The sequence below is a fragment of the Blautia sp. MCC283 genome (assembly GCF_018785565.1).
Lineage (GTDB): Bacteria > Bacillota > Clostridia > Lachnospirales > Lachnospiraceae > Blautia_A.
In genome coordinates this window covers 255,712-280,814 of the sequence record NZ_WQQB01000069.1, presented here as the reverse complement: position 1 = coordinate 280,814, position 25,103 = coordinate 255,712, and the positions used below count along the sequence as shown (strand labels likewise).

General features: G+C 43.4%; 21 protein-coding genes, 1 tRNA gene and 1 other annotated feature. Of the genes, 3 read left to right on the top strand and 19 right to left on the bottom strand.

The features are described 5' to 3' along the window. Positions 1-47: 47 nt before the first annotated feature. The 10 genes from thrC to GPK81_RS17695 all read right to left on the bottom strand — a co-directional run bounded on the left by thrC (position 48) and on the right by GPK81_RS17695 (position 12,768). Complete coding sequence (thrC, locus tag GPK81_RS17740) at positions 48-1,538, bottom strand: threonine synthase (RefSeq protein WP_118064177.1); 1,491 nt, start codon at positions 1,536-1,538, stop codon at positions 48-50. A gap of 180 nt (positions 1,539-1,718) precedes the next feature. Further along, positions 1,719-2,555, bottom strand: a complete 837-nt coding sequence (locus tag GPK81_RS17735; protein WP_021976308.1) for a cell wall hydrolase — start codon at positions 2,553-2,555, stop codon at positions 1,719-1,721. A 471-nt stretch (positions 2,556-3,026) separates the two neighbouring features. After that, positions 3,027-4,973, bottom strand: a complete 1,947-nt coding sequence (locus GPK81_RS17730; protein ID WP_215707427.1) for a DUF2142 domain-containing protein — start codon at positions 4,971-4,973, stop codon at positions 3,027-3,029. A gap of 109 nt (positions 4,974-5,082) precedes the next feature. After that, positions 5,083-6,738 (bottom strand): 2-isopropylmalate synthase, encoded by a 1,656-nt coding sequence (locus tag GPK81_RS17725; RefSeq protein WP_021976306.1) that lies wholly within the window; start codon positions 6,736-6,738, stop codon positions 5,083-5,085. A gap of 98 nt (positions 6,739-6,836) precedes the next feature. Beyond that, positions 6,837-7,099: a binding site (T-box leader), on the bottom strand. 43 nt (positions 7,100-7,142) lie between these two features. Further along, positions 7,143-7,760 (bottom strand): VanZ family protein, encoded by a 618-nt coding sequence (locus GPK81_RS17720; protein ID WP_177968517.1) that lies wholly within the window; start codon positions 7,758-7,760, stop codon positions 7,143-7,145. Between the two features lie 122 nt (positions 7,761-7,882). Continuing rightward, on the bottom strand, positions 7,883-8,389 hold the full coding sequence (locus GPK81_RS17715) for a hypothetical protein (protein ID WP_118064183.1): 507 nt from the start codon (positions 8,387-8,389) through the stop codon (positions 7,883-7,885). A gap of 12 nt (positions 8,390-8,401) precedes the next feature. Further along, positions 8,402-9,979 carry an AAA family ATPase gene (locus GPK81_RS17710; RefSeq protein ID WP_118064185.1) on the bottom strand — a complete coding sequence of 526 codons (1,578 nt, stop codon included), beginning with the start codon at positions 9,977-9,979 and terminating at the stop codon, positions 8,402-8,404. A gap of 12 nt (positions 9,980-9,991) precedes the next feature. Then, a complete protein-coding gene (locus tag GPK81_RS17705; RefSeq protein WP_021976302.1) occupies positions 9,992-10,441 on the bottom strand; it encodes a hypothetical protein in 450 nt (149 codons plus the stop codon). Next, the gene (locus tag GPK81_RS17700) at positions 10,438-11,031 is read right to left on the bottom strand and encodes a zinc ribbon domain-containing protein (RefSeq protein ID WP_215707426.1); all 594 of its coding nucleotides are present in this window, start codon (positions 11,029-11,031) and stop codon (positions 10,438-10,440) included. The genes GPK81_RS17705 and GPK81_RS17700 overlap by 4 nt, the downstream gene beginning before the upstream one ends. 12 nt (positions 11,032-11,043) lie before the next feature. Beyond that, positions 11,044-12,768, bottom strand: a complete 1,725-nt coding sequence (locus tag GPK81_RS17695) for a hypothetical protein (protein ID WP_021976300.1) — start codon at positions 12,766-12,768, stop codon at positions 11,044-11,046. A gap of 273 nt (positions 12,769-13,041) precedes the next feature. Here GPK81_RS17695 and GPK81_RS17690 point away from each other — a divergent pair. Both GPK81_RS17690 and GPK81_RS17685 read left to right on the top strand, forming a co-directional pair. After that, a tRNA-Pro gene (locus GPK81_RS17690) sits at positions 13,042-13,115 on the top strand. A 131-nt stretch (positions 13,116-13,246) separates the two neighbouring features. Beyond that, positions 13,247-14,125, top strand: a complete 879-nt coding sequence (locus GPK81_RS17685; protein ID WP_118064189.1) for a LysR family transcriptional regulator — start codon at positions 13,247-13,249, stop codon at positions 14,123-14,125. 200 nt (positions 14,126-14,325) lie between these two features. On the opposite strand, the gene ilvC is transcribed toward GPK81_RS17685, so the two are convergent. From ilvC to GPK81_RS17670, 3 genes are all read right to left on the bottom strand, one after another. Further along, the gene (ilvC, locus tag GPK81_RS17680; protein WP_021976298.1) at positions 14,326-15,345 is read right to left on the bottom strand and encodes a ketol-acid reductoisomerase; all 1,020 of its coding nucleotides are present in this window, start codon (positions 15,343-15,345) and stop codon (positions 14,326-14,328) included. A 96-nt stretch (positions 15,346-15,441) separates the two neighbouring features. Further along, complete coding sequence (gene ilvN / locus GPK81_RS17675; protein ID WP_021976297.1) at positions 15,442-15,939, bottom strand: acetolactate synthase small subunit; 498 nt, start codon at positions 15,937-15,939, stop codon at positions 15,442-15,444. A 164-nt stretch (positions 15,940-16,103) separates the two neighbouring features. Then, positions 16,104-17,144 (bottom strand): tyrosine-protein phosphatase, encoded by a 1,041-nt coding sequence (locus GPK81_RS17670; protein ID WP_021976296.1) that lies wholly within the window; start codon positions 17,142-17,144, stop codon positions 16,104-16,106. Positions 17,145-17,293: 149 nt separating this feature from the next. Here GPK81_RS17670 and GPK81_RS17665 point away from each other — a divergent pair, with 149 nt between their 5' ends. After that, complete coding sequence (locus tag GPK81_RS17665) at positions 17,294-18,238, top strand: AEC family transporter (protein WP_118071829.1); 945 nt, start codon at positions 17,294-17,296, stop codon at positions 18,236-18,238. 66 nt (positions 18,239-18,304) lie between these two features. Here the strand turns inward: GPK81_RS17665 and GPK81_RS17660 are convergent, their stop codons facing one another. The 6 genes from GPK81_RS17660 to GPK81_RS17635 all read right to left on the bottom strand — a co-directional run bounded on the left by GPK81_RS17660 (position 18,305) and on the right by GPK81_RS17635 (position 25,021). Next, positions 18,305-19,114, bottom strand: coding sequence for a Cof-type HAD-IIB family hydrolase (locus tag GPK81_RS17660; RefSeq protein WP_118071828.1), 810 nt, complete (start codon positions 19,112-19,114; stop codon positions 18,305-18,307). 17 nt (positions 19,115-19,131) lie between these two features. Then, a complete protein-coding gene (locus GPK81_RS17655) occupies positions 19,132-20,400 on the bottom strand; it encodes a M18 family aminopeptidase (protein WP_118071827.1) in 1,269 nt (422 codons plus the stop codon). Between the two features lie 85 nt (positions 20,401-20,485). Beyond that, complete coding sequence (locus tag GPK81_RS17650; protein WP_118064202.1) at positions 20,486-21,418, bottom strand: AEC family transporter; 933 nt, start codon at positions 21,416-21,418, stop codon at positions 20,486-20,488. A 222-nt stretch (positions 21,419-21,640) separates the two neighbouring features. Continuing rightward, entirely contained in the window at positions 21,641-22,699 is a 1,059-nt protein-coding gene (locus GPK81_RS17645; protein WP_021976291.1) for an FUSC family protein, read from the bottom strand. A 141-nt stretch (positions 22,700-22,840) separates the two neighbouring features. Beyond that, positions 22,841-24,115 carry a peptidoglycan-binding protein gene (locus tag GPK81_RS17640; RefSeq protein ID WP_021976290.1) on the bottom strand — a complete coding sequence of 425 codons (1,275 nt, stop codon included), beginning with the start codon at positions 24,113-24,115 and terminating at the stop codon, positions 22,841-22,843. Between the two features lie 81 nt (positions 24,116-24,196). Further along, positions 24,197-25,021, bottom strand: a complete 825-nt coding sequence (locus GPK81_RS17635) for a hypothetical protein (RefSeq protein WP_215707425.1) — start codon at positions 25,019-25,021, stop codon at positions 24,197-24,199. Positions 25,022-25,103: the final 82 nt, after the last annotated feature.

The window sequence follows — 25,103 nt, the reverse complement described above, 5'->3', positions numbered from 1 at the left end:
GTATTTGTGCTTTTTCAACAGAAAATACACATTCTTACTGATTTTTATTATTTAATGTTAAGAATCTCTTTTACTGCTGCTGGCATATCCACTGCATCTACCACTTTATCATGAAGAACCGGTGCAGTACGGATCTCCTCAACAGCACGCGGAACCGGCACTTTTGAAAGCGCGGATAATGCATCTACCAGGCCAAAATCATCCAGATCTTTATGATCTTCCCCAAGCGCATCCATAACACTTCTTGTAAATTTATATGGACTGGCTGTAGAAGCAATAACAGTTGGAAGATGATCATCTGTCTCACTTACATATTTCTTATATACGCCTGCGGCAACTGCAGTATGTGTATCAATTACATAATTGCTGTCTTTATAGATTTCGCTGATGGTATTTGCAGTCTCTTCCTCACTGCAGAAATTACCATAGAAATCGCCGAGCTGTGCTTTCATCTCTTCTGTAATGGTATACTCTCCGCCCTCACTTAAAGATTTCATAAGCTCTGCACATTTCTCAGCATTCTCTCCTGTAAGGCGATAGATCAGACGCTCCAGGTTGCTGGAGATCAGGATATCCATGGAAGGAGAAGTCGTAAGAATGAAATCTCTCTTTCTGTCGTAGGTTCCTGTGCGGAAGAAATCATAGAGAACACGATTCTCATTGGATGCACAGATCAGTTTGTGGATCGGAAGTCCCATCTGTTTTGCATAGTATGCGGCAAGAATATTTCCAAAGTTTCCGGTAGGAACTACCACATTGATCTCCTGTCCGTCTTTGATCTTACCGTCACGTACCAGTGTTGCATAAGCGTATACATAATATACAATCTGCGGAACAAGTCGTCCGATATTGATAGAATTTGCGGATGAAAACTGGAAGCCTGCCTGATCCAGCTCTGCTGCCATCTCATGATCATTAAACATCTTCTTAACTGCAGTCTGGGCATCGTCAAAGTTTCCGGTAATACCTACCACATAAGTATTGGCTCCCTTCTGGGTTACCATCTGTTTCTCCTGAATCGGGCTGACGCCATGTTTCGGATAGAATACGATAATTTTGGTTCCCGGTACATCTGCAAAACCTGCCATGGCAGCTTTACCGGTATCTCCGGATGTTGCGGTAAGAATTACGATCTCATTTTTCACATGGTTCTTCTTCGCTGCTGTTGTCATCAGATGAGGAAGGATGGAAAGGGCCATATCCTTAAACGCAATAGTTGCGCCGTGGAACAGCTCCAGAAAATAAGCTCCACAGGCTTCATGAAGAGGAGCGATCTTTTCTGTATCAAATTTGCTGTCATATGCCTTGCTGATACAGTTCTTAAGCTCTTCCTCTGTAAAATCTGTGAGAAAACGGCTCATTACCTCATATGCTGTTTCCTGATAAGTCATCTGAGCCAGTTTGTCCATTGGTACATCCAACTGTGGAATGCGCTCAGGCACGAACAGTCCGCCGTCCTCAGAAAGGCCTTTCAGTATGGCCATTGACGCTGTAACTGCCTGCTCTTTTCCTCTGGTGCTTTTGTACAATACCTGCATTGGTGTTCCGCCTTTCTATTGTAAAATATTCGTTTTCTTTCTAACGTTATCACATTATAGCATGGAATTATGGAAAATGCCACCACTTTAAAAAAAACCTGAAATTGTTTTTCTCCAAAAAAACAAAACGCCGGCTCTTTTTCTCTACCGGCGTTCTGTCCAGTGCTGAATCAGCACTTTTTATTTGTATGTATAAAATTCATGGACTCCATACTTGAAAAGCTTTCTGAGATCTTTTTCAAACCATTTAATGTTATGAGCTTCCGCCGCGGATTTCTGGATAAAAAACAATGCCCCTTCTGAATAATCGGTGCCTTTTAGTGCCTGTTTCACAGCTTCCTTTGTTTCATCCGAGACCGTAACTTCATTGATTCTTCCATCATAGGTAGGTGAAAACTGTGGTACTCCATCGCTGTTATCCCATACAACTTCTGTCACTGTATTGGGAAAATCATCACTTTTCATGCGGTTCATGATCACATTTGCCACCAATACACGACCTTTGATGTCCTCACTGCCAGCTTCTGCCTCAACAATACGCAGAAGCGTATCATAATCCTCATCTGACATCAGCGTAGGATTCTCGGCAAGTGTAATCGACCTTGCATCCAGTTCATTCACTTTATTTTCCATGGAGGAGCTTACATTGAGATCTGCTGTGGTATTCTTTACAGTCTGTACTCTCTGACCTACGATCACCTGCTCACAGGAACTTCCAATCCTGGTTACTGTACTCCCCGACACAGGTGTGTCGGAAACTCCGGAAACGACTCCCGCAATTCCTGTAGGAACAGCTACCTCTTCATCCGAAGATCTCGTTCCACCATCCGAAGCAGCATAGACTTTACTGCCATTGCCGTTTTCTGCAAATCCTCTTGTTCCCAAAGAGATCACCATTGCAAAAACTGCACACACTGTCAGTACTGCAAAACTGCGCACGGAATTCCTTGCGGTTTTTCCATTTTTACGTTCATCCTGTATTTCTGCAGAATCCCGTAAATCTTTCTCAACTTTCATAATTTCATTCCCTGCGTTATATTTCCCTTTCTTTGTTTACATGTTTGTAACATTTCTGTAATGTATAAGAAAATTATATTTAATAAAGTGTGATATGTCAAGCTTTTTCAGCTATTTCTGTCCATAATAACAGCATTTATTTGTTATCCACATCCCTTCCACATTGATTCCACATACGAATCCGCAGTTATACACATAACTATCCACTTTTTGAAAACAAACAAGGACAGATAGTAAATACATTTTTTTGTAACAATTGTACTTTTGTACTGTAAAAAATGTATTTCTATCTGTCCTTGTTTCTGTCAGAACAGTTTTTTCTTTCCGGTTATTTATCATAGTGTTTCCAGAAACGCTATAATTGATTATAATATTGCGGCTTCATACAGTCAAGGATTTCCGTCCGATCATAATCGACAGATTCCTATAGCTGTTGCTGTTCACTTTATAATCAAAACAAGGTTAACCTGCTTATTTATACTGACAGAGAGCCTGTACAAAAAGTGTAGCATATACACACAGATCGATACTCCAGGCTCCCAGAAACAGTCCCCACGGAGTTCCGTTCGTACCTTCCGCAAATCTCTTTGGCTTCAATGCAAGCACTACCGGCAAAAGCAGCGGCAGGAAATAACGTCCCTGAACCCCCAGAATCTTATCATACCCATAGGCCGTCCACTGACCATAAAGAGTAACAAAAATCAGGCCGAAAACCAGAATACTGATACCTGCCAGCATTATTTTTGCAAAAGGATCCATACGAATTCCTTCCACATCGTTATTTCGTGAAACCTGCAGTAACATCATAACAAGATAACCCACTGCCAGAAGACTGCAGACTGGAATATTCAGCCAGCCAAGGGTACTTCCCACCATTTCTGTAAGATAAGCCAGTCCAAACGCATCCAGGCTACGTACAAAGGTAAGTATAAAAGCAACCGGATTTTTCAGGATTCCGATAAGCTGGGCAGCCGTATCTACTCCCGGCTGCGACTCGCAGAGATATCCGGACGCAATTGCAAGCCAGCCAAAGCTCAAGAGCAGGATCATTGTCCCCGCACACGCCACATGAAGCCAGTAGTTCTTTTTATTCCGGAACCGCTCCTTCGGAATCAGAAATAAAAAGAGACAAAATGGCATATAAACAACTTTACACAAACACAAAAATCCCGTCACTGCATACATTAACACAAGCTGTCCTTTTTTCATTACCCGTTTTTCTTTATAGCGCATGTACAGTACAAACACGATCATGGCTACTGTCAATGCCAGTGCCAGCGCATCTGCAGACATGGAATTTGCGGACTGGATATTCATGGGCACGAGTCCCAGCAATGCAATAAAGTTTTTACCCACAGGTGTAAAACGGATCGCCAGAAAGAAAATCAGACCAAAACATAACATATTGGCGACTCTTCCTCCATAGGCAAGAACAATCGGACGATCTGTGAAAAGATCTGCGATCCGAATCCCTATAGCCTGTGGCAGATAAGATGTAGGCGCATACAGAGCTGTATTTCCAAATCCGTAGAACTGTGTTTTTCCGGTATCGATCCGCTGATTTATATTGCCTCCGATATCCCAGAGTGAAACATGGTCTTTGGAGGAAAAATCAGGGATAAGGCCGCTGTTAAAAGTTCTCCCATATGAAAACAGATCATTCCCCCCATTCCCCTCTGAAGTCATATGATCTCTGGAAACTTCATAACTTCTCAGAAAATGGCTGTATTCATCCGGTGAATTAAAAGCAGGAACTGCTGCCAGAGTAGTAAAACTCATAAAAAGATAAATTACTGCAAATAATACTTCGGTCTTTACTTTTCTCCTTCTGAGAAACGCAAACACCAGCAGCATAATCACTGACGCCGCTGAAATAGCCATGAGCACAAGTCCCTTTGAAAATGGTCTGGAAATAGCACGGTAAGCAAGTGTCTGCGTGCCGTCTTTTTTATTTATCACACCGGCAGCCACACCTGTATCCCCTGTTGCTTCATCCAGGATGATCCGAAATTTCTGGCCTTTACAGTTTAGGATTCTCTGATCCAGTTGAAAATACGCAGTATCGCCTGCAGATATTGTCAGCCGATTTGTTTCCCAGTCCTGAATTTTTTTTTCTTCCTGATAAAGTGTTACATGAAAGCTTCCTGTGACAGACGCACTTTCCGTAGATAAAAAAAGTTCTACCCCGGAAAGCCGGTTTGTTTTGCAAAAGAAACTTGTTTCAAATTTTTCTCCGGATCCGATCATCACTGATGTTTCCGGTCTTTCCTGCTGTTTTACATTGCCAAGGATCTCTGCATCTGCCAGAAGATATACTCCAAAGACCAGGATCGTACCAAAAATCAGGATGTATTTTATTATATCCTTCAGATCAGATGACAGATGACAAGTTCTTCTGCTTTTTTTCTCATTTTTCATATTGTACCTCTTATGTTTCCTGTTATTCTCACATTCCGAACCATTATATCATCTGTACAATAAAAAAAGAAGCGGCTTTTTGCGGCAGCTTCTTTTTTTATATCTGTTCTTATCGGTTATTGATCGCAGTTACCAGCGCATCGATAGACGCACGGATGATATCCGGATCAACGCCAGCTCCCCATGCAAGAGTACCATCCGGTTTGCGGATTCCCACATACGCAATCGCTTTGGATGTGGAACTGCGCTCCAGCGCATGCTCCTGATAAGTTTCCAGTGTATATTTCAGCTCATAAGCTTTCTTCAATGCATTACTTACTGCATCAAGACGGCCATTGCCGGTAGCTTCTGTAACAATGGTTTTTCCACGGAATGTAGAAGTAACCTGAGTTACAATGCCACCGTCTTTCTGCTGGAAATGAACTTCGTTAATGCTGTATGGCTCAACCACATTTTCGAAGGTAGATTTGAACAGGCTGAAGATCTCGTCCGGATGAAGCTCTTTGTGTTTGTGATCGGACACTGCTTTCGCTGCATAACCCATAGCTTCGCGCATTTTCGGTGGAAGGTTCAGTCCGAATTTTGTTTCCAGGATATAACCTACGCCGCCTTTTCCGGACTGGCTGTTGATACGGATAACATCCGCATCGTAATTTCTTCCCACATCTGTCGGATCGATCGGCAGATACGGAACAGTCCAATGCTCCAGATCTCCATTCTCTCTCCAGTGCATACCTTTTGCGATAGCATCCTGATGAGATCCGGAAAATGCTGCAAATACAAGAGCTCCACTGTATGGGCTTCTCTCATAAATCTGCATTCCTGTACATTTCTCATAAACCTCACAGATATGTGGCATATCAGAAAAATCGATCTTCGGATCCACGCCCTGGGAATACATATTCATACCCAGTGTTACAATATCCACATTACCGGTACGCTCGCCATTTCCAAAGAGAGTACCCTCAATTCGGTCAGCGCCTGCCAGAAGGCCCATCTCGGAATCTGCAACACCGCATCCACGGTCATTGTGAGGATGAAGGGAAACGATTACGTTTTCACGGTATTTCAGATTGTCACACATGTATTCCACCTGGCTTGCATACACATGCGGCATGGAATGTTCAACAGTAACAGGCAGGTTGATGATTGCCTTGTTATCTTCCGTTGGCTGCCATACATCAAGAACTGCGTTGCAGACTTCCAGTGCATATTCCGGCTCTGTTCCTGTAAAACTCTCCGGGCTGTACTCAAACTGGAAGTTACCCTCTGTCTCATCTGCCAGTTTTTTCAGAAGAGCTGCGCCATCTACCGCAATCTTCAGGATCTCTTCTTTGGATTTCTTAAATACCTGCTCTCTCTGAGAAACAGATGTGGAATTGTATACATGAACGATCGCTTTCGGAGCACCCTTTACGGCCTCAAAAGTTTTGCGGATGATGTGCTCTCTTGCCTGAGTCAGTACCTGAATGGTAACATCCTCAGGAATCAGGTTCTGTTCGATCAGGGTACGAAGAAACTCATACTCTGTCTCTGAAGCTGCCGGAAAACCCACCTCAATCTCCTTAAAACCGATTTTTACAAGAAGCTTGAAAAATTCCACTTTCTGCTCCAGGCTCATAGGAATCACAAGTGCCTGGTTTCCGTCACGAAGGTCTACAGAGCACCAGATCGGAGCCTTATCCACATACTCTTTCTCCGCCCATTTCATACATTTCACCGGCGGCATGTAATACTGACGTTTGTACTTAGATGGTGTCATCATTTTCGTTTTCCTCCATTTTCTCTTCCATTAATTTTTTTGGTTTCTGTAATTTCATTTTGTATTAAGACATAAAAAAATCTTCCGGCTCTGCAGATTCTGCAAGAGACGAAAGACAACTGCTGTCCTACGCGGTACCACTCTTATTTCATGAATAAAAAATCACACACTTGACAGATACGGAATGTAAAAACATCCTTATATCCTCTCCGGGTAACGGCGGACACCGTCTGCGCCTACTCTCTTATAGGATTTCGGGCAGATGCTCCGAGGCGAGTTCCACAAATCCCTTCCACTGCTTCTCACCGGCCAGCAGCTCTCTGTGCTCCGCTCAATGTGTACTATTCCTCATCTATGCATTTCTCTTTTTGAAACTGGTATTAGGTTAACACGTTACGATAAATTTGTCAATGGTGTTTTCTCTTTGACATGTAAGATCCAAACCAGTAAATCAGGCCTCCAACGCCTCCACCCAGAGTATTGTAAAACAGATCTGAAAACTGAAAAGTTCCAAGACGCAGGAACAGCTGCAGAAATTCAATGGACAGAGAAAACAGAAATGTGATCTTAAGTCCCTTCCATACAGTACCGCAAAATGTCATTTTTTCCGTAACTTTATCACGAACAGTCCAGAAAAAAAGAACCGTAAACGGAATGAACAGCATCAGATTCTCAATGCACTCTGTTGTAAGCTGCCTGCTCCCATCTTCCGCATACTTCCAGATCCACCAGTTTCCAAAAACATCAGAAAGAGGATTCATCCACATATCACGGTTCAGCAAAGTACGGAACAGTATCATAGTCGTATAAAACGTAAGAAAAAACAGTTTCCGAAAAAACAGATCCTCACGAAAATATTTCCACCAGACAGAAAAAGCCGCCTTTAATCCCCTTCCACCAGTCTCGTTATGATAAGCAAACAGATAAAAAAACAAAGTCAGTACTGAAAGGGCTACAGAAAACCAGAAGGGCTGATACAGTGCAGTCAGTACATTCGCTGTAATATTCGCTATAATATCTTTCATTTGTATATCCTTTCCGGATACCTATCGCAATTCTCCGATATATTTATCCGGTCTTTATACTACTATATTTTCTTCATAAAATCCAGGATGCTTATCATCTGCATCCCGGATTTTTGTTTTTTTCAGCCTGGTATTACAGAAACATATCCGCTGGCACTGACCGCCCTGCAGCAGTCTTTATAAACTTCAATAAACTCATATCCGCCACGCATGGCAATGGTACGTGCCTTTTCGAGGCCATCTGGAAGTGTTTCTCCTGTTTTATAATGTTCAATGATGCCACCTGTAAGATCCAGTGTATGCACTTCATAAGGCTTTCCGAGATAACAGATGGAAACATATCCAAGCAGGACGCCTCCAAGCTGAACTTCCGGAAACTCCTCCTGTATCGTGCGGATGATATCATTTACTTTATTCTGATTATGAACGTGTCCGCCCGCATCCAGTTTATGCAATGCTTCCATATATTCTTTTGATCTTTTTTTTCTCAGCAGCTGATCTAGTTTCATCTTATCCATTTGCTGTTGTTGCTGCTCATGCTCCTGATTTCTGGTTGCACTTAAGATATTATTATTTACAGTTTGTGACTGTGTCTGATTCTGTGGTGTTCTTAACATCGGTCTTGGCATGATTCACACTCCTTATACAAGAACTTTTCGCGTCTTTGGTCCACTTTTCTTCTGGATAAGTTCCTCTCCACCAATCGGCTTTCCGGAAGCCGGTACTGCTCTTTCCTTCCCCCAATCCCTGATCGCTTCGATTTTTTCCGGGCTTGTCTGAGAAAGTGGAACTACATTGTTAAATGCAGTTACTATATTCTCCTCACTTAAAATAAAGTTTGCATTTGCGATAGACCGGTACGCCAGATCTCTGACTGTAGACTCCAGATCTGCTCCTGTAAATCCATCACTGATCTCAACTACTTTATCTGCAAATTCACCGGAAAATTCCAGATTTAAATATTTTCTCATATATAAAGACAAAATATCTCTTCTTTCATCTGCGGTAGGAAGATCAACAAAAAACAGCTCATCAAATCTTCCGCGGCGGAGCAGTTCTGACGGCAGCATGGACACATCATTGGCTGTTGCTACAACAAACACCTGTTTTTTGCATTCCTGCATCCAGAACAGAAACTGTCCAACCATTCTGGTGGACACTCCTCCGTCTCCGGCGCCTCCGGTAGCTCCGGATAATCCTTTTTCAATCTCATCGATCCATAAGATGCAGGGAGATACATTTTCAGCTGTTGTCAGTGCATCTTTCAGCTGCTGTTCTGACTGTCCTACATAACTTCCCTGCACTGTGGCAAAATCTAGCCTGTAAAGAGGCAGTTTCCAGTTTGCGGATATGGATTTCGCAGATAAAGACTTTCCACATCCCGGAACTCCTACAAGCAAAATCCCTCTCGGTGGCTGCAGACCTTTGGAACGCAGCTCATCTTTCTTTTCCGGTGTGAGAAGTTCTTTTTTTTCATCCAGCCACTTCCGGAGTCCTTCCAGTCCACCTACATCCTTTACACTGTCGTCCACTTCGATCTTCTCAAGTCCGGAAATATCCGAAAAAAGACGGTCTTTCGCAAAACGTACTTCATCCATATCTGATTTCCGAATACGTTTGTTGGCGATCAGTGCGGCGATCACATTCTCCGCTTCAATTCGTGTAACTCCATTTAAGGTTGCAGCGGCCTCCCGTATATCTGTATTATCCCATTCAATAGGAATTTCATTTCGATAATCATCAATATATTCTTTGATTATGGAATACATTTCTTCTTCATTTGGGAGATCGATCTTGATCGTCATTCCCTGGCGCTGAAGCTGATTCCAGACTGGCGCGTTGGTAAATACAATGACAACTCCACCAGACTCATTAGCCAGATTTACCAGTGCCAGTATCTGTTTGGAATCGCTGTTTTCTGTGCTCAGGTCCGGAACTTCTGTCAGAATGATCGTTTCATACTGCTTGCGTTTCATCTGCTCCGTCATATAATCAATCGCACCATAAACGGATTTGTCATCACTGAGATTCTTATCCGTTGCCAGATCATAAACTCCCTTTGTCAGCGTATGTACATGAAACGGAAGCTGCAGATCCTCGGATATCTCTTTCAACATCTCCAGTGTTCTGCCAGGTTCTATGGTATTAATTGCAATAAAAGGAATTCTTGCTATAGAATACCGTGTCAAAAGTTCCTTGCTTTTAGCTGTATCACTCATCTGTCTTCTCTCCTAAAATGAATTCACCCTGTGATTTCTGACAATGCTGGACATTCTTCCGCTTCTGTCATTTTTCGCAGAATCTTCCAGCGATTTCTGCATATTATCCGCCTGTTCAATAACCAAAGCCAGATAATGCTTTCTTTCATCATCCGGTAAAGCAGGCAGATCGATTGCATTTGCAAGGAATGCCATTTCTTTTCTTAAGGATAATATTGCCTGAACAATGGCGCCTTCCTGTCCATGGGATCTGGACAGATCCTTCTGAAACTTATCCGAAGCAGCATTCATACGAAAATTCACTGCTTCGATCAGTTTCCGTGAAAACCTTTCTGCCACACCTGACTGCCACTGTATGGACCCTGCCTTCATTGCTCTTAAGACATCTTCATCATTTTTTTTATTTTTGAAATCGGTTAATACTGTAACCCATTCTGAGTATGTATTTGGTACTGCTGTCATTTTTTCTTCTTCCTCCTGACCATGATCTGCGGCGGAACTACATCCCAGGAAGGAAGTCCCTGTGCAAATACACTTACCGGCTCCTTATATTCTTCCACCTCCGGCTCCGCAAAGTTAAATGCCATTTTTTTCCGGACAGGCTTACTCTGGATCGGTGGATCTTTTCGGATTGGGGCAGCTGCCGTTTTTTTTGCCGGTTCAAATGCCGGAGCAACCTGGAATGCATTTTTGCCCATATTTCTCTGTACGTCCTGAGCCGGAGCTGCCGGCTGCTGTCCTGCTGCCTTTGACTGTGCCGGAGCTGCTGCCGGCTGTGGTGTAACCGGGTCACTGCTCTTTGTGCTTTCTGCCTCGTCTAATTTATTTCCACAGACCGTGCAAAAGCGAAATCCCTTTTTATTCGCATTCTGGCAAACCGGGCAGATTACCGTACCAGAATTTTCATCTTTTTTCTCTTCTTTCTTTAAAGAATGACCACAGGCAATACAGAAACTCCCATCTGGATCATTCAATGTATTGCAGACCGGGCAGGGAACTTTCTGTCCACTGGCCACGGAATTCACAAAATCAGCTCTCATTTTTGCGTCCATGTCTCTTCTCCTTTACATCTTGACTCTTCGATTGGAAGTTGCCAGTTTTCTTACATACTGATCCGGAGACAACTGTTCCAGAAAGTCAATGACCTGCTCGCTTTCGCTATCTTTATCCGCAAATTCAATACGGAAATCAACAACTTCTGCCAGTGTAGCACGAATGATCTCAGAACCACTGCTGCGTTTTTTCTCATAACGCTCTGCAATATTCTGTCGCTTGTTTTCTATATCTTTTTTCTTTGAAAAATGGTTAAGGACCATGCCTACACCTGCAATTACAGCAATAAGGCCCAGAAACTTATTTCCGAACAGAAGCATCACAAGTCCGATCACTCCGACTGCAATTCCGCCATACAGACAGAACTGCTCAAAACTGCTCATTACGCATGTTGCAAGTTCCGCATCTCTTTCTGAACTGACAAGTGTACTGAATCTTTCAAGAAGCTCATTCTCATTCTGACCATCGACAGTTGTATCATTAAATGTATCAACATTTATTTCTATTTCATTTGGAATCTTCATACGGTTCTGGGCAACAACATCATTATACGCATTCATCACCCAATCTCTTGACAAAGCAAATGCAAATTTCTGTGTTGACACACTGGAGTGGGCTGTTTCCGGCTTCATGGCAGCGTCTGTCAAAAGCTGCGTGAAATCCTTATGTGTCTCAAAAGCCGTCTGCTCTACATTCATATTCTGGCGGGCACGACTTTCATCGCCTCTGAAATCTACGATAAACTGTTCAAATTTTTCTTCTTTTCGAAGAGGCAGTTCTTCATCATCAAAATCCGTTACCAGACTGTCCAGAATATCATCCAGCTGTTCTCTCACAGTTGCTGTAGAGACTTTCTGTTCAAAAATCCCGATCAGATATTCAAGCATCTCCGCATGAAGATGTGCACCCTCCAGAATGTCCTCCAGTACCGGCCATGTTTTGCTGTATTTTCTCAGGTAGGTATAAGAAGAAGTATCTATCGGTTTTCTCTTAAGGTTGATCGCCTCTGACCACTGCTGTGTCTGTTTTTCTGTGAATCCCGGCTTCTCTTCCAGATGCTGCAGCCATTCATTCATCTGGCGGGAAATAACGCCCTCTGTATCTGCGCCAAACAGACCGCTGGCAAACGCATCCAGAACAATGATCGTCTTTCGGTCAAGGTTTTCCTCATCCTGGTTTGCAAGATATCTCTGCGTCCATTTCAGACACGCTTCTTTTCGATCCGCACGGCGACAGATCAGTGCAAAAAACAGTGATGTCTTTTCATCGTTGCGTTTGATGCCTTCTTTAATGGCTTTCTCTGCAAGTTCCGGCTGATCGTTGATCCATGCTGCAAGTGCAACAAGACAAGGTGCAAGCCAGTAACCTGGAGTGGAAATCATCAGTTCCTCTGTTGCATTACTGATCGTATCTTTCTTTACAATTCCAATATCATCTGCCTGCAGGATTCCGGTTGTTGTACGACGTACAATATCATAATGTCCATATTTCTTCTCCAGTTCCTGCCTGATCTTTACAAGTCTCGTTTCTGCCTGATTAAGCCGGTTTGCTCTTTGCTGAACACTGACAAAATCATGAAATTCCTTTGCCAGACTCCCAATCTCATCATAGACAACCTTTATGTTGCTGTTGACTGCCCCTACATTGGAATCCAGTGTCTGAAGATCATTGTGGATCGCTCCAAGATTGTGTTCAATGGTTCTAAGATCCGCCTGTTCAATTACTCTATCCGACATCTTTTCTCCTCCTGTTTCCGGTTACATCACTTCTTGCAGGAAATAAATTATAAATATTTATGCTTTCCCGATCTGTTTTTGTAACTTATTCATACGCGATGTCTTAATTTAAGCACGCTATTGTTATATTATATCTAATTTTTCTCCAAAAAACAACTATCCCCGACAAATCCTCCATTTTCCCCAATGTCTGAGGATACTCCCAAAGACTATCTTTCATCTGCAAAAAGCAGTTGCATTTGCATTGAATTTCTGTTATAATTTTCTTCGTTACGGGGTATGGCGTAGCTTGGTAGCGCGCACGGCTGGGGGCCGTGAGGTCGCAGGTTCAAATCCTGTTGCCCCGATTGAACATTATAAAATGCTGTAAAACCAGGGATTTCCGATGAATCGGAAATCTTTTTTATTATCCGGAAATGATTATTGTTGATTACTATTGTGATTACTATCTACCCCTTTTTGGAAAGGAAGGCTTCGTATGCAGGATAACCTGTCTCTCTATCATATTTTTTATACGGTTGCCCGTACCGGCAGCATCTCCCACAGCTCCAGAGAACTTTATATCAGCCAGCCGGCCATCAGTAAGGCAATCCAGAAACTGGAACAGAATCTGGACACCCTACTTTTTAAACGGAGTTCCCGGGGTGTAACTCTGACCCCTGACGGCGAACTTCTTTTTGAGAAGGTAAAAGAGGCTCTTTTCCTTCTGGATGAAGGCGAAAATTCCATCCGTCATAATCGATCCCGCGATATCCCAAAGCTGCGTCTGGGAGCCAGTTCCACTCTGACCAGATATGTGCTGCTCTCCCACCTTGAAAATTATATTGCACATTTTCCCCATGTACGCATCACCATTTCCTGCCAGTCCACCTATCAGACACTACATCTTCTGGATGAGGAAAAAATCGATCTGGGGCTCATCGGACGGCCACAGAAGCTTCGCGGATATTATTTTCATCCCCTCTTAAAAATCCGGGATACTTTTGTCTGTACGCGGCAATATCTGGAAAATCAGAAAAAACTCTATCCCGACGAACCACTGATCCAGGCGGCGACTTTTATGATGCTGGATGAGGATAATATCACCCGACAGACTGTGAACGCGCAGCTGAAAGAACATCATGTGGAGCTGAGTCATATCCTGGAAGTAACAACTATGGATCTTCTGATCCAGTTTGCGGAAATTGGTCTTGGAATTGCCTGCGTGATCCGGGATTTTGTAAAAAAAGAACTGGAAGAAGGGACACTGGTAGAAGTACCGGTAGGATTTTCTTTTCCTCCACGTGAAATCGGGTTTGTATGCAGACAGAAAGATGCGAATTTGGATTTGATTGTGCCGTTTTTTGGGGAGGAATAAGCAGGGAAGTTAACTGAAGAATTCAACTAAATGCTACTATTAAAAAACCATCTGATCTCATTGACCAGATGGTTTTCTTCATAATAGCTGGTAACAAAAAAGTTTCCTGCTACTTTATTCCTGCGCTTATTTCTTTGACTCAAACTCCGCTTCGCTTCGTTCGAGTAGCGCAAAATTTATTGCTTTGCAATAAATTTTGCTTAGTTGTTGATAAGCTTATCTTCGCCGTTCCAGCTGTAGAGTTTACGGATCTCCTCGCCGACTTTCTCGGACTGATGCTCAGCAGCTAATTTTCTCATCGCTTTGAAGTGAACCTGTGCACCTGCATCGGACATGTCGAGTAAGAACTCTTTTGCGAATGTACCATCCTGGATATCGGAAAGAATCTTCTTCATCGCTTTCTTTGTATCCTCTGTGATGATCTTCGGTCCTGTGATGTAATCGCCATACTCAGCTGTGTTGGAGATAGAATATCTCATTCCAGCGAATCCAGACTGATAGATCAGGTCAACGATCAGTTTCATCTCATGGATACACTCAAAGTATGCGTTTCTTGGGTCATAACCAGCCTCAACAAGTGTCTCGAAACCAGCCTGCATAAGTGCACAAACACCACCGCAAAGTACAGCCTGCTCACCGAAGAGGTCTGTCTCTGTCTCTACACGGAATGTTGTCTCAAGAAGACCAGCTCTTGCTCCGCCGATACCGAGACCATATGCAAGTGCAAGATCCTGAGCTTTTCCTGTGTAATCCTGCTCTACTGCGATAAGACAAGGTGTTCCTTTTCCAGCCTGATACTCACTTCTTACTGTATGGCCAGGTGCTTTAGGAGCGATCATTGTTACATCAACGTTCTTCGGTGGCTTGATGCATCCGAAATGAATATTGAAACCATGAGCAAACATAAGCATATTGCCTTCTTCAAGATTCGGCTCGATAGACTCTTTGTAAAGTTTAGCCTGTAACTCATCATTGATAAGAATCATGATGATATCTGCCTGTTTGGCAGCCTCTGCTGCTGTATATACCTTAAAGCCCTGCTCCTCGGCTCTTTTCCAAGATTTGCTGCCTTCGTACAGACCAATAATGACGTCACATCCGGAATCTTTTAAGTTCAGAGCATGTGCATGTCCCTGGCTTCCGTATCCAATAATTGCAATTTTTTTACCATCCAGTAAACTTAAATTACAATCTTCCTGATAAAAAATCTTATTAGCCATTTTGCTTTCCTCCTCTGATGTTCATCACATCTTCTTCATAAAAATTATTTATCGTTAAGAGAGTGGCTGCTCTCCTAGCAAACATATGTAAAAAATTTACAGGTAACGGACATCGTCGCTGCCTCGTGACAGGCCTGTGATTCCTGTTCTTGCAAGCTCAAGGATCTCATAGTCAGCCATCAGCTCCACAAATGCCTTCAGCTTGTTCTGGCTTCCTGTCATCTCCATGATAAGAGAATCCTTACTCACATCCACTACCTTGGCACGAAAGATATCCGCAATGGAAAGTGCTCCCTGTCTCTGTTCCGGCTTCACAGCGACCTTGACGAGCATCAGCTCACGGGCAACGCTGTCATCCTGCTCAAGGATCTTGACATCCTGCACATCCTCCTGCTTCGCCAGCTGCTTGGTGATCTGCTGGAGCATCTGATCATCTCCCTCACAAACAACTGTCATGCGGGAATATCTCTGATCCGCGGTCACACCTGCGGTAATGCTGTCGATATTATATCCACGGCGGCTGAAAAGACCAGCCACACGGCTAAGGACTCCGGAAGTATTATCCACAAGGATGGATAGTATTCTCTTTTCCATAATACACCTGCTTTCAACACTTTTATGTATAGAAAACCGACTTCGTCAGTTAACGCTTTAATCTAATAAACATTTGCTTTGTTATCATTATAACAACTTCGAAAATTTTGTCAATCAAAATTTTCCGTAAAATTCCTTCAAATTAATAAGAAGTGTTTTTATCCTCAGATCAGATATTTTTTCTTAAGCTCTTCGGATGCTTTTGGTGTCAGATAAAGTTTTCTCCGCAGAAATCTCTCGATTCCTCCGTTTTCTTTTTCAATGACATCAAAAACCGTATTGATGTAAGATTCCTTCACCTGATAAAAAGCTTTCAGATCTGCAAGTTTCCGGCTGTTTTCCGGCCTGTCTGCACGGTAAAGCCTCCGCATGTATTTCAGTTCTTCCTCAAGACATGGATTCGACCGCATGTAATCCCTTCGTATTGTTTCCTTTGGCACTCCCAGTGCGAAGAGCAAAAGTGCCGTCCCGACTCCTGTCCTGTCTTCTCCCGTAGTACTGTGAAAAACAACGGCTCCATTTTTTACGTGAAGCAGTACATCCAGAAAGCGCGCATACTGTTTCAGGGAATATTCATCGGTAATAAGACTTCGATACCGTTCCTGTATATATCGTTCTCCTTCCCCGTAACAGGACATCACACGTTCAAAAAAACTGTTTCCGTTACTCTCCTCATCACGGATTGGAATATGGTAATACTCTACACCCGCCATAATGTCATCCGGTTTTTTCTTTACTTCCGCTGCAGAGCGGAAATCAATCACTGTTTTTACGTTATACTCTTCTGAAAGGATTCTGGTATCTGCTATGGATGCGTGATAGATTTCACCACTGCGCAGAAGTTTTCTGGGAAGAATATGCAAACCATCTTCGGTCATCAAAGCGCCAAGATCTCTTGTATTTGGAAGGTTTTGAAGCGGAAGCCTGCTTCCTTTTGGAAAACCCACCGCGAGATCCGGATTCAGTACTTTCAGAAGCCGGAGACAGTCCTGTACTTCCTGCTCTGTCATATCAAATTTATAACGTTTCTGACGCCTGGTTATAATTACCAGGTAATTGATGATCAGCTGTTTTTCGCTGGTTTTATCTGCTCCTTCCCGGCGCATATACGCCCAGAGGATATCTTTACAAGGAAGACTGTTGAGCATCATATGTCTGGTAAATACAAAAAAGCCATCTTCGATCCGTATTTTTCCGTATCTCATTTTTTCTTTCTCCTTCTCGACCCCTGTGCTGCTTTTTCGCAACACTTTTTATCATACCAGAATTTTACAGTTCCGTATACCTTGTTTGACAATTTTCGCAGATTCGATATAATGAATGAAGATATTTTACCTCAGGGAGGCTTTCTTTTATGGACAATCTTATTTTCTGTCTGAACGTTACCGTGCCTATCTTTCTTACTCTGCTCCTTGGATATTTTTTCCGGAGAATCGGACTTTTTGATGAGGCATTTGTCAACCGTATGAACAAATTCGTATTCGTCATCCCGCTGCCAGTTCTTCTGTTTCAGGATATCGCCAAGATCGATATTTACGAAGCATGGGATTCCAAAATGGTGATCTTCTGTTTTCTGATCACCTCAGTCAGTATCATAATTTCCGTACTCCTGTCCCGCCTCCTCCATCCATCCGATATCCGGGGCGAGTTTATCCAGGCATCCTACCGCAGCAGTGCCGCAATCCTTGGCATCGCTGTTATCCAGAATCTTTACGGAAACGCAGGCATGGCACCGCTGATGATCATTGCAAGTGTACCTCTTTATAATGTGATGGCCGTTGTAGTTCTCTCTGTCTTTAAACCGGATCAGGGAAGGCTGGATGGAACTGTTCTGAAGCGTACTTTAAAAGGCATTGTCACCAATCCCATCATTCTCGGTATTGTTGCCGGTACACTCTGGTCTCTTCTTCGCCTTCCCTTTCCGAAGATCCTGGACTCTACCGTAGGCAATCTTGCCAAAACTGCTACTCCTCTTGGTCTCATGGCCATGGGTGGATCTCTTCATTTTGGGAAAGCTTTTTCCAGGCTCAAAGCATCCGTCGCCTGTACCTTTATGAAACTGATCGGTTATGAAGCTCTTTTTCTGCCCCTTGCCATCCGATGCGGTTTTACAAAGGACAAGCTGGTTTCCATTATCATTATGCTGGGATCTGCCAGCACAGTTACCTGTTTTGTCATGGCGAAAAATATGGGACATGAAGGCTCTTTTTCTTCGGGAGTCGTGCTTCTCACTACATTGTTCAGTGCTTTTACCCTGACATTCTGGCTGTTTCTCTGTAAAAGCCTGGGTCTGATCTGAACACCATCATAATACAAAAATGCTGTGGAAAATGTTTTATGTACATCTCCACAGCATTTTTTATTTTCAGATCAGTTTCAGATATCTCAGCCCATCCCGGATTCCATAATGGAACATATCGGACGTAACATAATCTGCCAGTTCTTTGATCTTCGGGGAAGCATTTCCCATGGCAACTTTTGTTGCAGCGTATTCAAACATGGCAAGGTCATTGTTGCTGTCTCCAAAAACAATGGTATCTTCCCACGGAATATCAAACAGGCGGATCACTGCCGCGATTCCCACCGCCTTATTAAATCCTTTTGGCACAAGTTCAATGGTATTTCCCACAAATGAACTGCTGCCCTCATGACGGATGATATCATAATATTCTGACAAAATGGACAATGCAGCCTCTGCATCACACCCTGCAGTCATTTTTGCGCTGATCTTATTGATCCGCATGCAATCCTCATTTCCACGGATCGGTCTCCATTTATCACCCAGAGATTCCGTGATCAGGCTGGCATACCAGTTCACTTCATCGGTATATTCCTCTTTGTCATAGTACATGAAATCCGCACCTTCCATTACCGGAATCAGGCCGTATTTTCTTAAAACCTCCACGGAAAGTTTTGCAATTTCTGGTGTCATCTCTTTGTTAAAAAGTCTCTTCCCGTCTTTTTCAATGGTGGACCCGCAGGCACTGATCATTCCGGTAAAAGGAATCTGCTCCAGATACCAGGAAACAAAGGCGCGGCTTCTTCCTGTACAGAGCCATGCTTCGTGTCCATTATTTACCAGCGCACGGATGGCTTCAATGGCACTGTCCGGCACACCTTTTTTCATATCGCAGACAGTTCCGTCCGCATCAAAAAATACTGCTTTTCTGCTCATTTTCCTGTCCTCCGATGTCATCTGTAAAATACCTTTACCGCGCGGATCAGGCTTTCCGTATCTTTCACTCCGGCCGTCTCATAAGCGGAATGCATTGCCAGCTGAGGAAGGCCGATATCTACCGTATTCATGGCTGCCTGGGTGTTTGAAATATTTCCCAAAGTAGATCCACCGGCAATATCAGAGCGGTTTACAAATGTCTGATACGGCACATCCGCTTCTCTGCAGAGCTCCTTGAAAATCGCTGTGGAGATCCCATCCGTACAGTATTTCTGGTTCGCATTATATTTGATCACGATTCCACCATTCATCACCGGACGGTTTACAGGATCTGCCTTGTCTGTATAATTCGGATGAAGCGCATGTGCATTATCCGCAGAGATCATAAAGCTCTCCGCAAGGGCCATCAGATAACTTTCCTGATCTCCGCCAAGGGCCAGATTGATCCGGAACAGCACATCCTTAAGAAATGTGGATGCTGCTCCCTGTTTTGTGGTACTCCCCACCTCTTCGTTATCCAGTACACAGTGGACTGCAATATTTTTCTTTTTATCTGCCTGAAGAAAACCTTCCAGCGAAGCGAAAGCACACTGCAGATCATCCAGCCTTGGACTGGAAACAAACTCATTCCGGGAACCCCAGATCGTTCCGGGCATCCGGTTATAAAGAAACAGATCATGTCCCAGAATATCCTCCGGCCGAACCTCCGCCTCTTCTGCCATCATCCGCATGAAATTTCCTTTTTCACCACTGCCACTGTACAGTGGAAGCATATCTTTCTGAACATTGTAATGATAGCCTCCGTTGATATCCCGGTTCATATGGATGGCAAGGCTTGGGATCATGACCAGATCTCTGTCAATATTCACAAGTTTTTCCAGGATTTTTCCGTTCTTGCGGACGATCATCCGGCCTGCAACAGAAAGGGGACGGTCAAACCAGGTAGATAGGATCATTCCTCCGTACCGCTCCACATTCAGTTTCACGTAAGCTCCGTTTACGGACATCTCAGGATTTTCTTTTATTTTAAAAGACGGAGAATCGCTGTGGCTTGCAATGATATGATATCTTCTGCAGTCATTGACAGGAATGGAAAATCCAATGATGGCGGAATGATTTCTCATGACAAAATATTTTCCGCCTTTTTCCAGGTTCCAGCTTTCCTCCTCTTTCAGTTCTGTAAAGCCCTCCTCCAGAAAACGTTTTCTTGTCTCTTCTGCCGCCTGAAAGGCTGTGGGGCTTTTGCTGATAAATTCCAGCAGTTTCTCTGTTGTCTCTTCGTACATAGTATTTCTCCTCTATCCGGCCCGTATCACCGGTCCGTTTTGCTATTGCCCATTATACGGCAAATTTTTTTTCAGAGCAATACTTTTACCCAAGCGCCTGAAAGATCCAGGATACCACAGGAAGTGTCAGGACTGAACATAACGTAGTAACCACAATTCCTCCCATTGCATAATCTCCATCTGATCCGGAGGCATTTGCCATCATTACCACCGACGACATCACAGGCATGGCAGAAGTCAGCGCCATAGTCATCCGGATATCTGCCGGAATAGGGACAAGCCTCAGCAGGATATAAAAAAGCACTGGAAATCCAATCATTTTTATCAATGTGATCCCATAATAATCCGGCTTCTTAACAAAGCTTAACACATCAATGCAGGCAAAAACACCTCCCAGATAGATCATTGCCAGTGGTGTTGCTGTCGCTCCCATCTTCTGAAGTGCCGTATTTAAAACCAGTGGGATCCTGATTCCTGTCAGTACACAGATCATTGCCAGAATAATGGCCACCGTTACAGGATTGATCAGTTTTTTCGGATTAAAAGTTCCGCTTTCTTTTTCTGAGGAAGTCAGTTTTACCCCCAGAGTCCACAACATCAGCTGATCAATAATCGTAAAAACAGCCATATACAGCATTCCTTTTTCCGGATATATGCTGACAACAATAGGAATTCCCATAAATCCCACGTTTCCGAATACAGTCATTGCACGATATAATTGCAGATGTTCTCCATGAAGATGAAATACTTTTCCGGATAAGGTGCCCAGGATCAGCAGACACACATACATCACTGCCGCAATTCCGAGGATGGACAATGAGGAAAAAAATGACTGCCGATCCACCCCGTTTACCGTATTGATAAAGATCATCACCGGCAGTGACAGTTTGATCACAACTTTTGAAATGATCTCCAGATTTTCCCGTGTCAGTACTTTTGTGCGGATCAGGATCACGCCTGTGATAATGTAGATCACGAACATTCCGATCTGTTGCAGTAAAACTGTTAATGTGTTCATTTTTTTAGAACCCCTCTCTTAAAAATATGTAGTGTAATCCCTGTTAAAGCAGACATTCACATTCATTTTTGCAATTTACATTCAAAAAAATAATGCACCCGGTTATCATAACCCTGCGATGCATTATTTCCTGTAAGATGTTTTCAAAAACACCCTGCGACTATTTCCTTCATATTATCATATCTGGCATATATTTACAATGCGGTTTCTCCTGATCTGCCATCAGATTTCCGCTTTTTTCCGTACCCACATATACTGCGCGAATTTATCTCCAAGCTTATTCAGGATCATGGTATAAGCTGCCCCGAACACATTGGCCCCGATACGCAACAGCACAGCTGCCGGCATTCCAAACAGTCCTGATGCGATGGACAGCGCTCCAAATGTATTAAATGCCGTCTGCCACGCATAGCCTGCGGAATATCCCACACCGATTCCTCCGATCATTCCGATGTAAGGGTACATGGACTTTGGAAGCACCAGATAAAGCACCACAAACAGCAGGCATCCCACAATGTTGAACATGCCTCTTTTTCCGGCTCTGACTTTACAGTCCTCAGTGAATGGCAGGCACACCGACATGCAGGCAATTCCGGCCCACATTGCTCTTGGAAGTCCAAGAAGTGACATGATCAGCATGGCGCTGGAAACGATCAGTGTCAGCCGCAGGTACCATCTGCCTCTTGCGGAATGCAGGTCAAATTCCCGGAACAGATCCAGAAATGTTCTGCGATACGGACGATTTTTCTGATTCTTATAAAAGATCACCATGCAAAGGAACATTCCCACAAGAAGGCCCTCCACGCGAAGCAGATACGCTTTTCCGGTTACGTCATATCCCATCAGAAGCAGATAACCGAGGACAAATGTGGAATGATTATACATAATTACATTGTGGCATCCCAGGATCATCAGCAAAAGGATACTTACAGCGTTTACAAAAAATGCCGGCACCGGTGAAACCATATTGGACAGTCGCGGTCCTATGATCAAAATACCAAAGATTCCGGCAATGGACAGCAAGCCATGTGTGGTCCGGATCCCGAAATCCGCCTGTCTCAAAACCAGCACTGCCAGAAGTACGGTTACTCCTACAACACTGTTATCATTGCCGGTTATCTTACTGTACAATGTCACAACCGCCACACAAAATGCCATGACAAGATATACTTTAAAATTATAGATCAGAATGTGCCTTCGTTTTTCTTTTTTGTCTGTGGTATTTCGAATCAGCTGTTTTGATCCGGTTGAGCTTAACTGTAGTTCCTGATAAAATGTCATTCTCATCGCTCCTTTTGTAAAACGGACATTCTCATTCCGCTTTATCATATGTTCATAAACGCAATTGTTTTACAACGCATTTAAAGATACAAACAGCCATTATACTTGGTTTATTCAGAAACGTCAAACACTTTTTTCAAATTAACGCAGTTCCGCGATCCTGGTCACTGCCACATAAATTTCCTGAATCTTATACCAGGTTGGATAATCCACCACTCCGGACGTGGGAAGTCCAAATACATTCTGAAATTTTTTCACAGATGCCGCAGTAGCCGGGCCATAAATACCGTCCACAGTTACTGTCGGAATGGCTGGATAGGCCTTTGCTATGGCATTGAGCTGTTCCTGGATCTGCTGTACTTTTTCTCCGGTGACTCCAATAGTCAGGTCATATCCAGGCCAGGATGCGGGAATCCCGGAAACTGCTTCCGCCACATTGATATACATATCGTTTCCATAGAAACTCCGCAGGATCTCAATCGCAGAATATCCCTGGTCTCCCAGCGCCTTGCTTCCCCACTGAGTCATCCATCCCCTATCCCTGCACTGCACCTGACGCCCGTCACAGTACTGGGTCAGGATTGGCTGACGCACATCCGGCCTTGAAAGATAATTTTCAAAAAGTTCGTCTACGATCCGGTCAATACTCTCAAAAATATTCCGGCCATTGATCCATTTGTGGTCGTATGCGGTAGAGGATGTGATGGTATAATCATAGCCTTTGTTCCGGTACCATTCCGTATACACCCGGTTTAATGTAAACGACATGATCGCCAGGACATTTGCGCGTATTGTATCATCCGGCCAGGTAGCGTAGATCTCGCTGCTGGCCACATTTTTGATATAATCTTTGTAACGTACATAATAGTTCTGCGCATTAGTATCTCCTACTGGTCCATCATGGACTACGATATACTCCGGGATCACCACCCGGCTTAAAACAATCTCTCCGGATTCATTTACCGGCTTGATCTCAGCCTCAGGATTTTTGGGCGGATACTCACCAAACAAGGTGTGAGGGCCGATCACAATGCGTTGATAATCCTCTCCTGCGCCTCTCTGTCTCATAAGAGATGCCGGCTGCTGTGCGATCACCTGGGGAAGAACTTCCGTTCCTGCCACTTCTTTTGGTTCAAAACCATCTGCACTGATCTGAACGGTATATTCCGCATAAGGCTGCTCTTCCACCGGCTTCATGCTGTATTCCAGAGGAGGAGCTGCCAGATCCAGCATCGGTGTTTTTCCGGAAGAATCGGTGCGGACTTCCTCGATCACATTATCCGGTACTCCCGTATAAGAAATCCGCACTCTGGCATTTTCCACAGGGCGGTTATTAGCTCCGTCCTGCACCGTCACCTGCAGCCGTCCCTGATCCGGGGTATCCTGCTGCATGGAAAGATAAGAATGATTTTTCATAAACAGAGACTCCTTTTTGTGCCTGAAAACACACTGACTCTCTGCCAGTATATGCACAAAATCGAAAAAATGCCATATATCTTACTGTGCTTCCTCCCAGTAATCTTCCGCATCCTGAATATCATCAAATTCATCTGCATGATCATAGTAAAAATCTTCCGGATCATCGTAGTCCTGCACATCATACATATCTTTTCTGGTATTATTCCTGCTGGTATTTCCACTGTAACTATTTTTTCTGGATGCTGTGGACGGAACAAACTCAACTACACTGCTGACCCGTCCGTTTCTGCAGACTGCCATGAATTTTTTTGTTCCGTTGCTGTTATACCACATATATCTGTACTGAATATCCTGTGTCCTTTTTCCCGGTGTATCCCGCCAGTAATGTTCTGTTCTTTTCTCTTTCGCCCTTCCCAGAAGCGTAATATTTATATATTTTTCTTTCATTCCTTTATATGTCTCATCTTTCTTCCTCATTTTTTCCTCTTCTTCTTTTTCTTTCTGTGCCATATATTTTTCATACTGTACTTCTGTATCTTCTTTAACCCTTTTCATTTCTTCTGCATATTTACCACTGTACTTATCCTCTTTCGGAAAATTCCATATGAGTTTATGCAGCTCCTCAATTCCTTCTTCGTTCTGAACAGCTTTGCAAAACTTTGCATACCGGATAATATATTCTGCATCCTCATAATTTCCCGGAAGTTTTTCAAGTAATTCTATCGCTTCATCATATTCACCTGCATCCATGCATTCTCCCGCTTTTTCATAACATACATTATTCTGTTTTTCCTTAAATTCTGCATTTTTTATCTGGATTGCCTCATCCGCTTTTATGATCAGAAAAGGTACCGCCAGAACAACTGCTATCAAAGCCGCCAGTATTAAAATATTCTTTTTCAAATTCCCATATCTCCTTCTCTTTTGCTCTGATATCTTCATTATATAATAAATATCTGCACAGAAAAAGTGCTGTATCATCTTC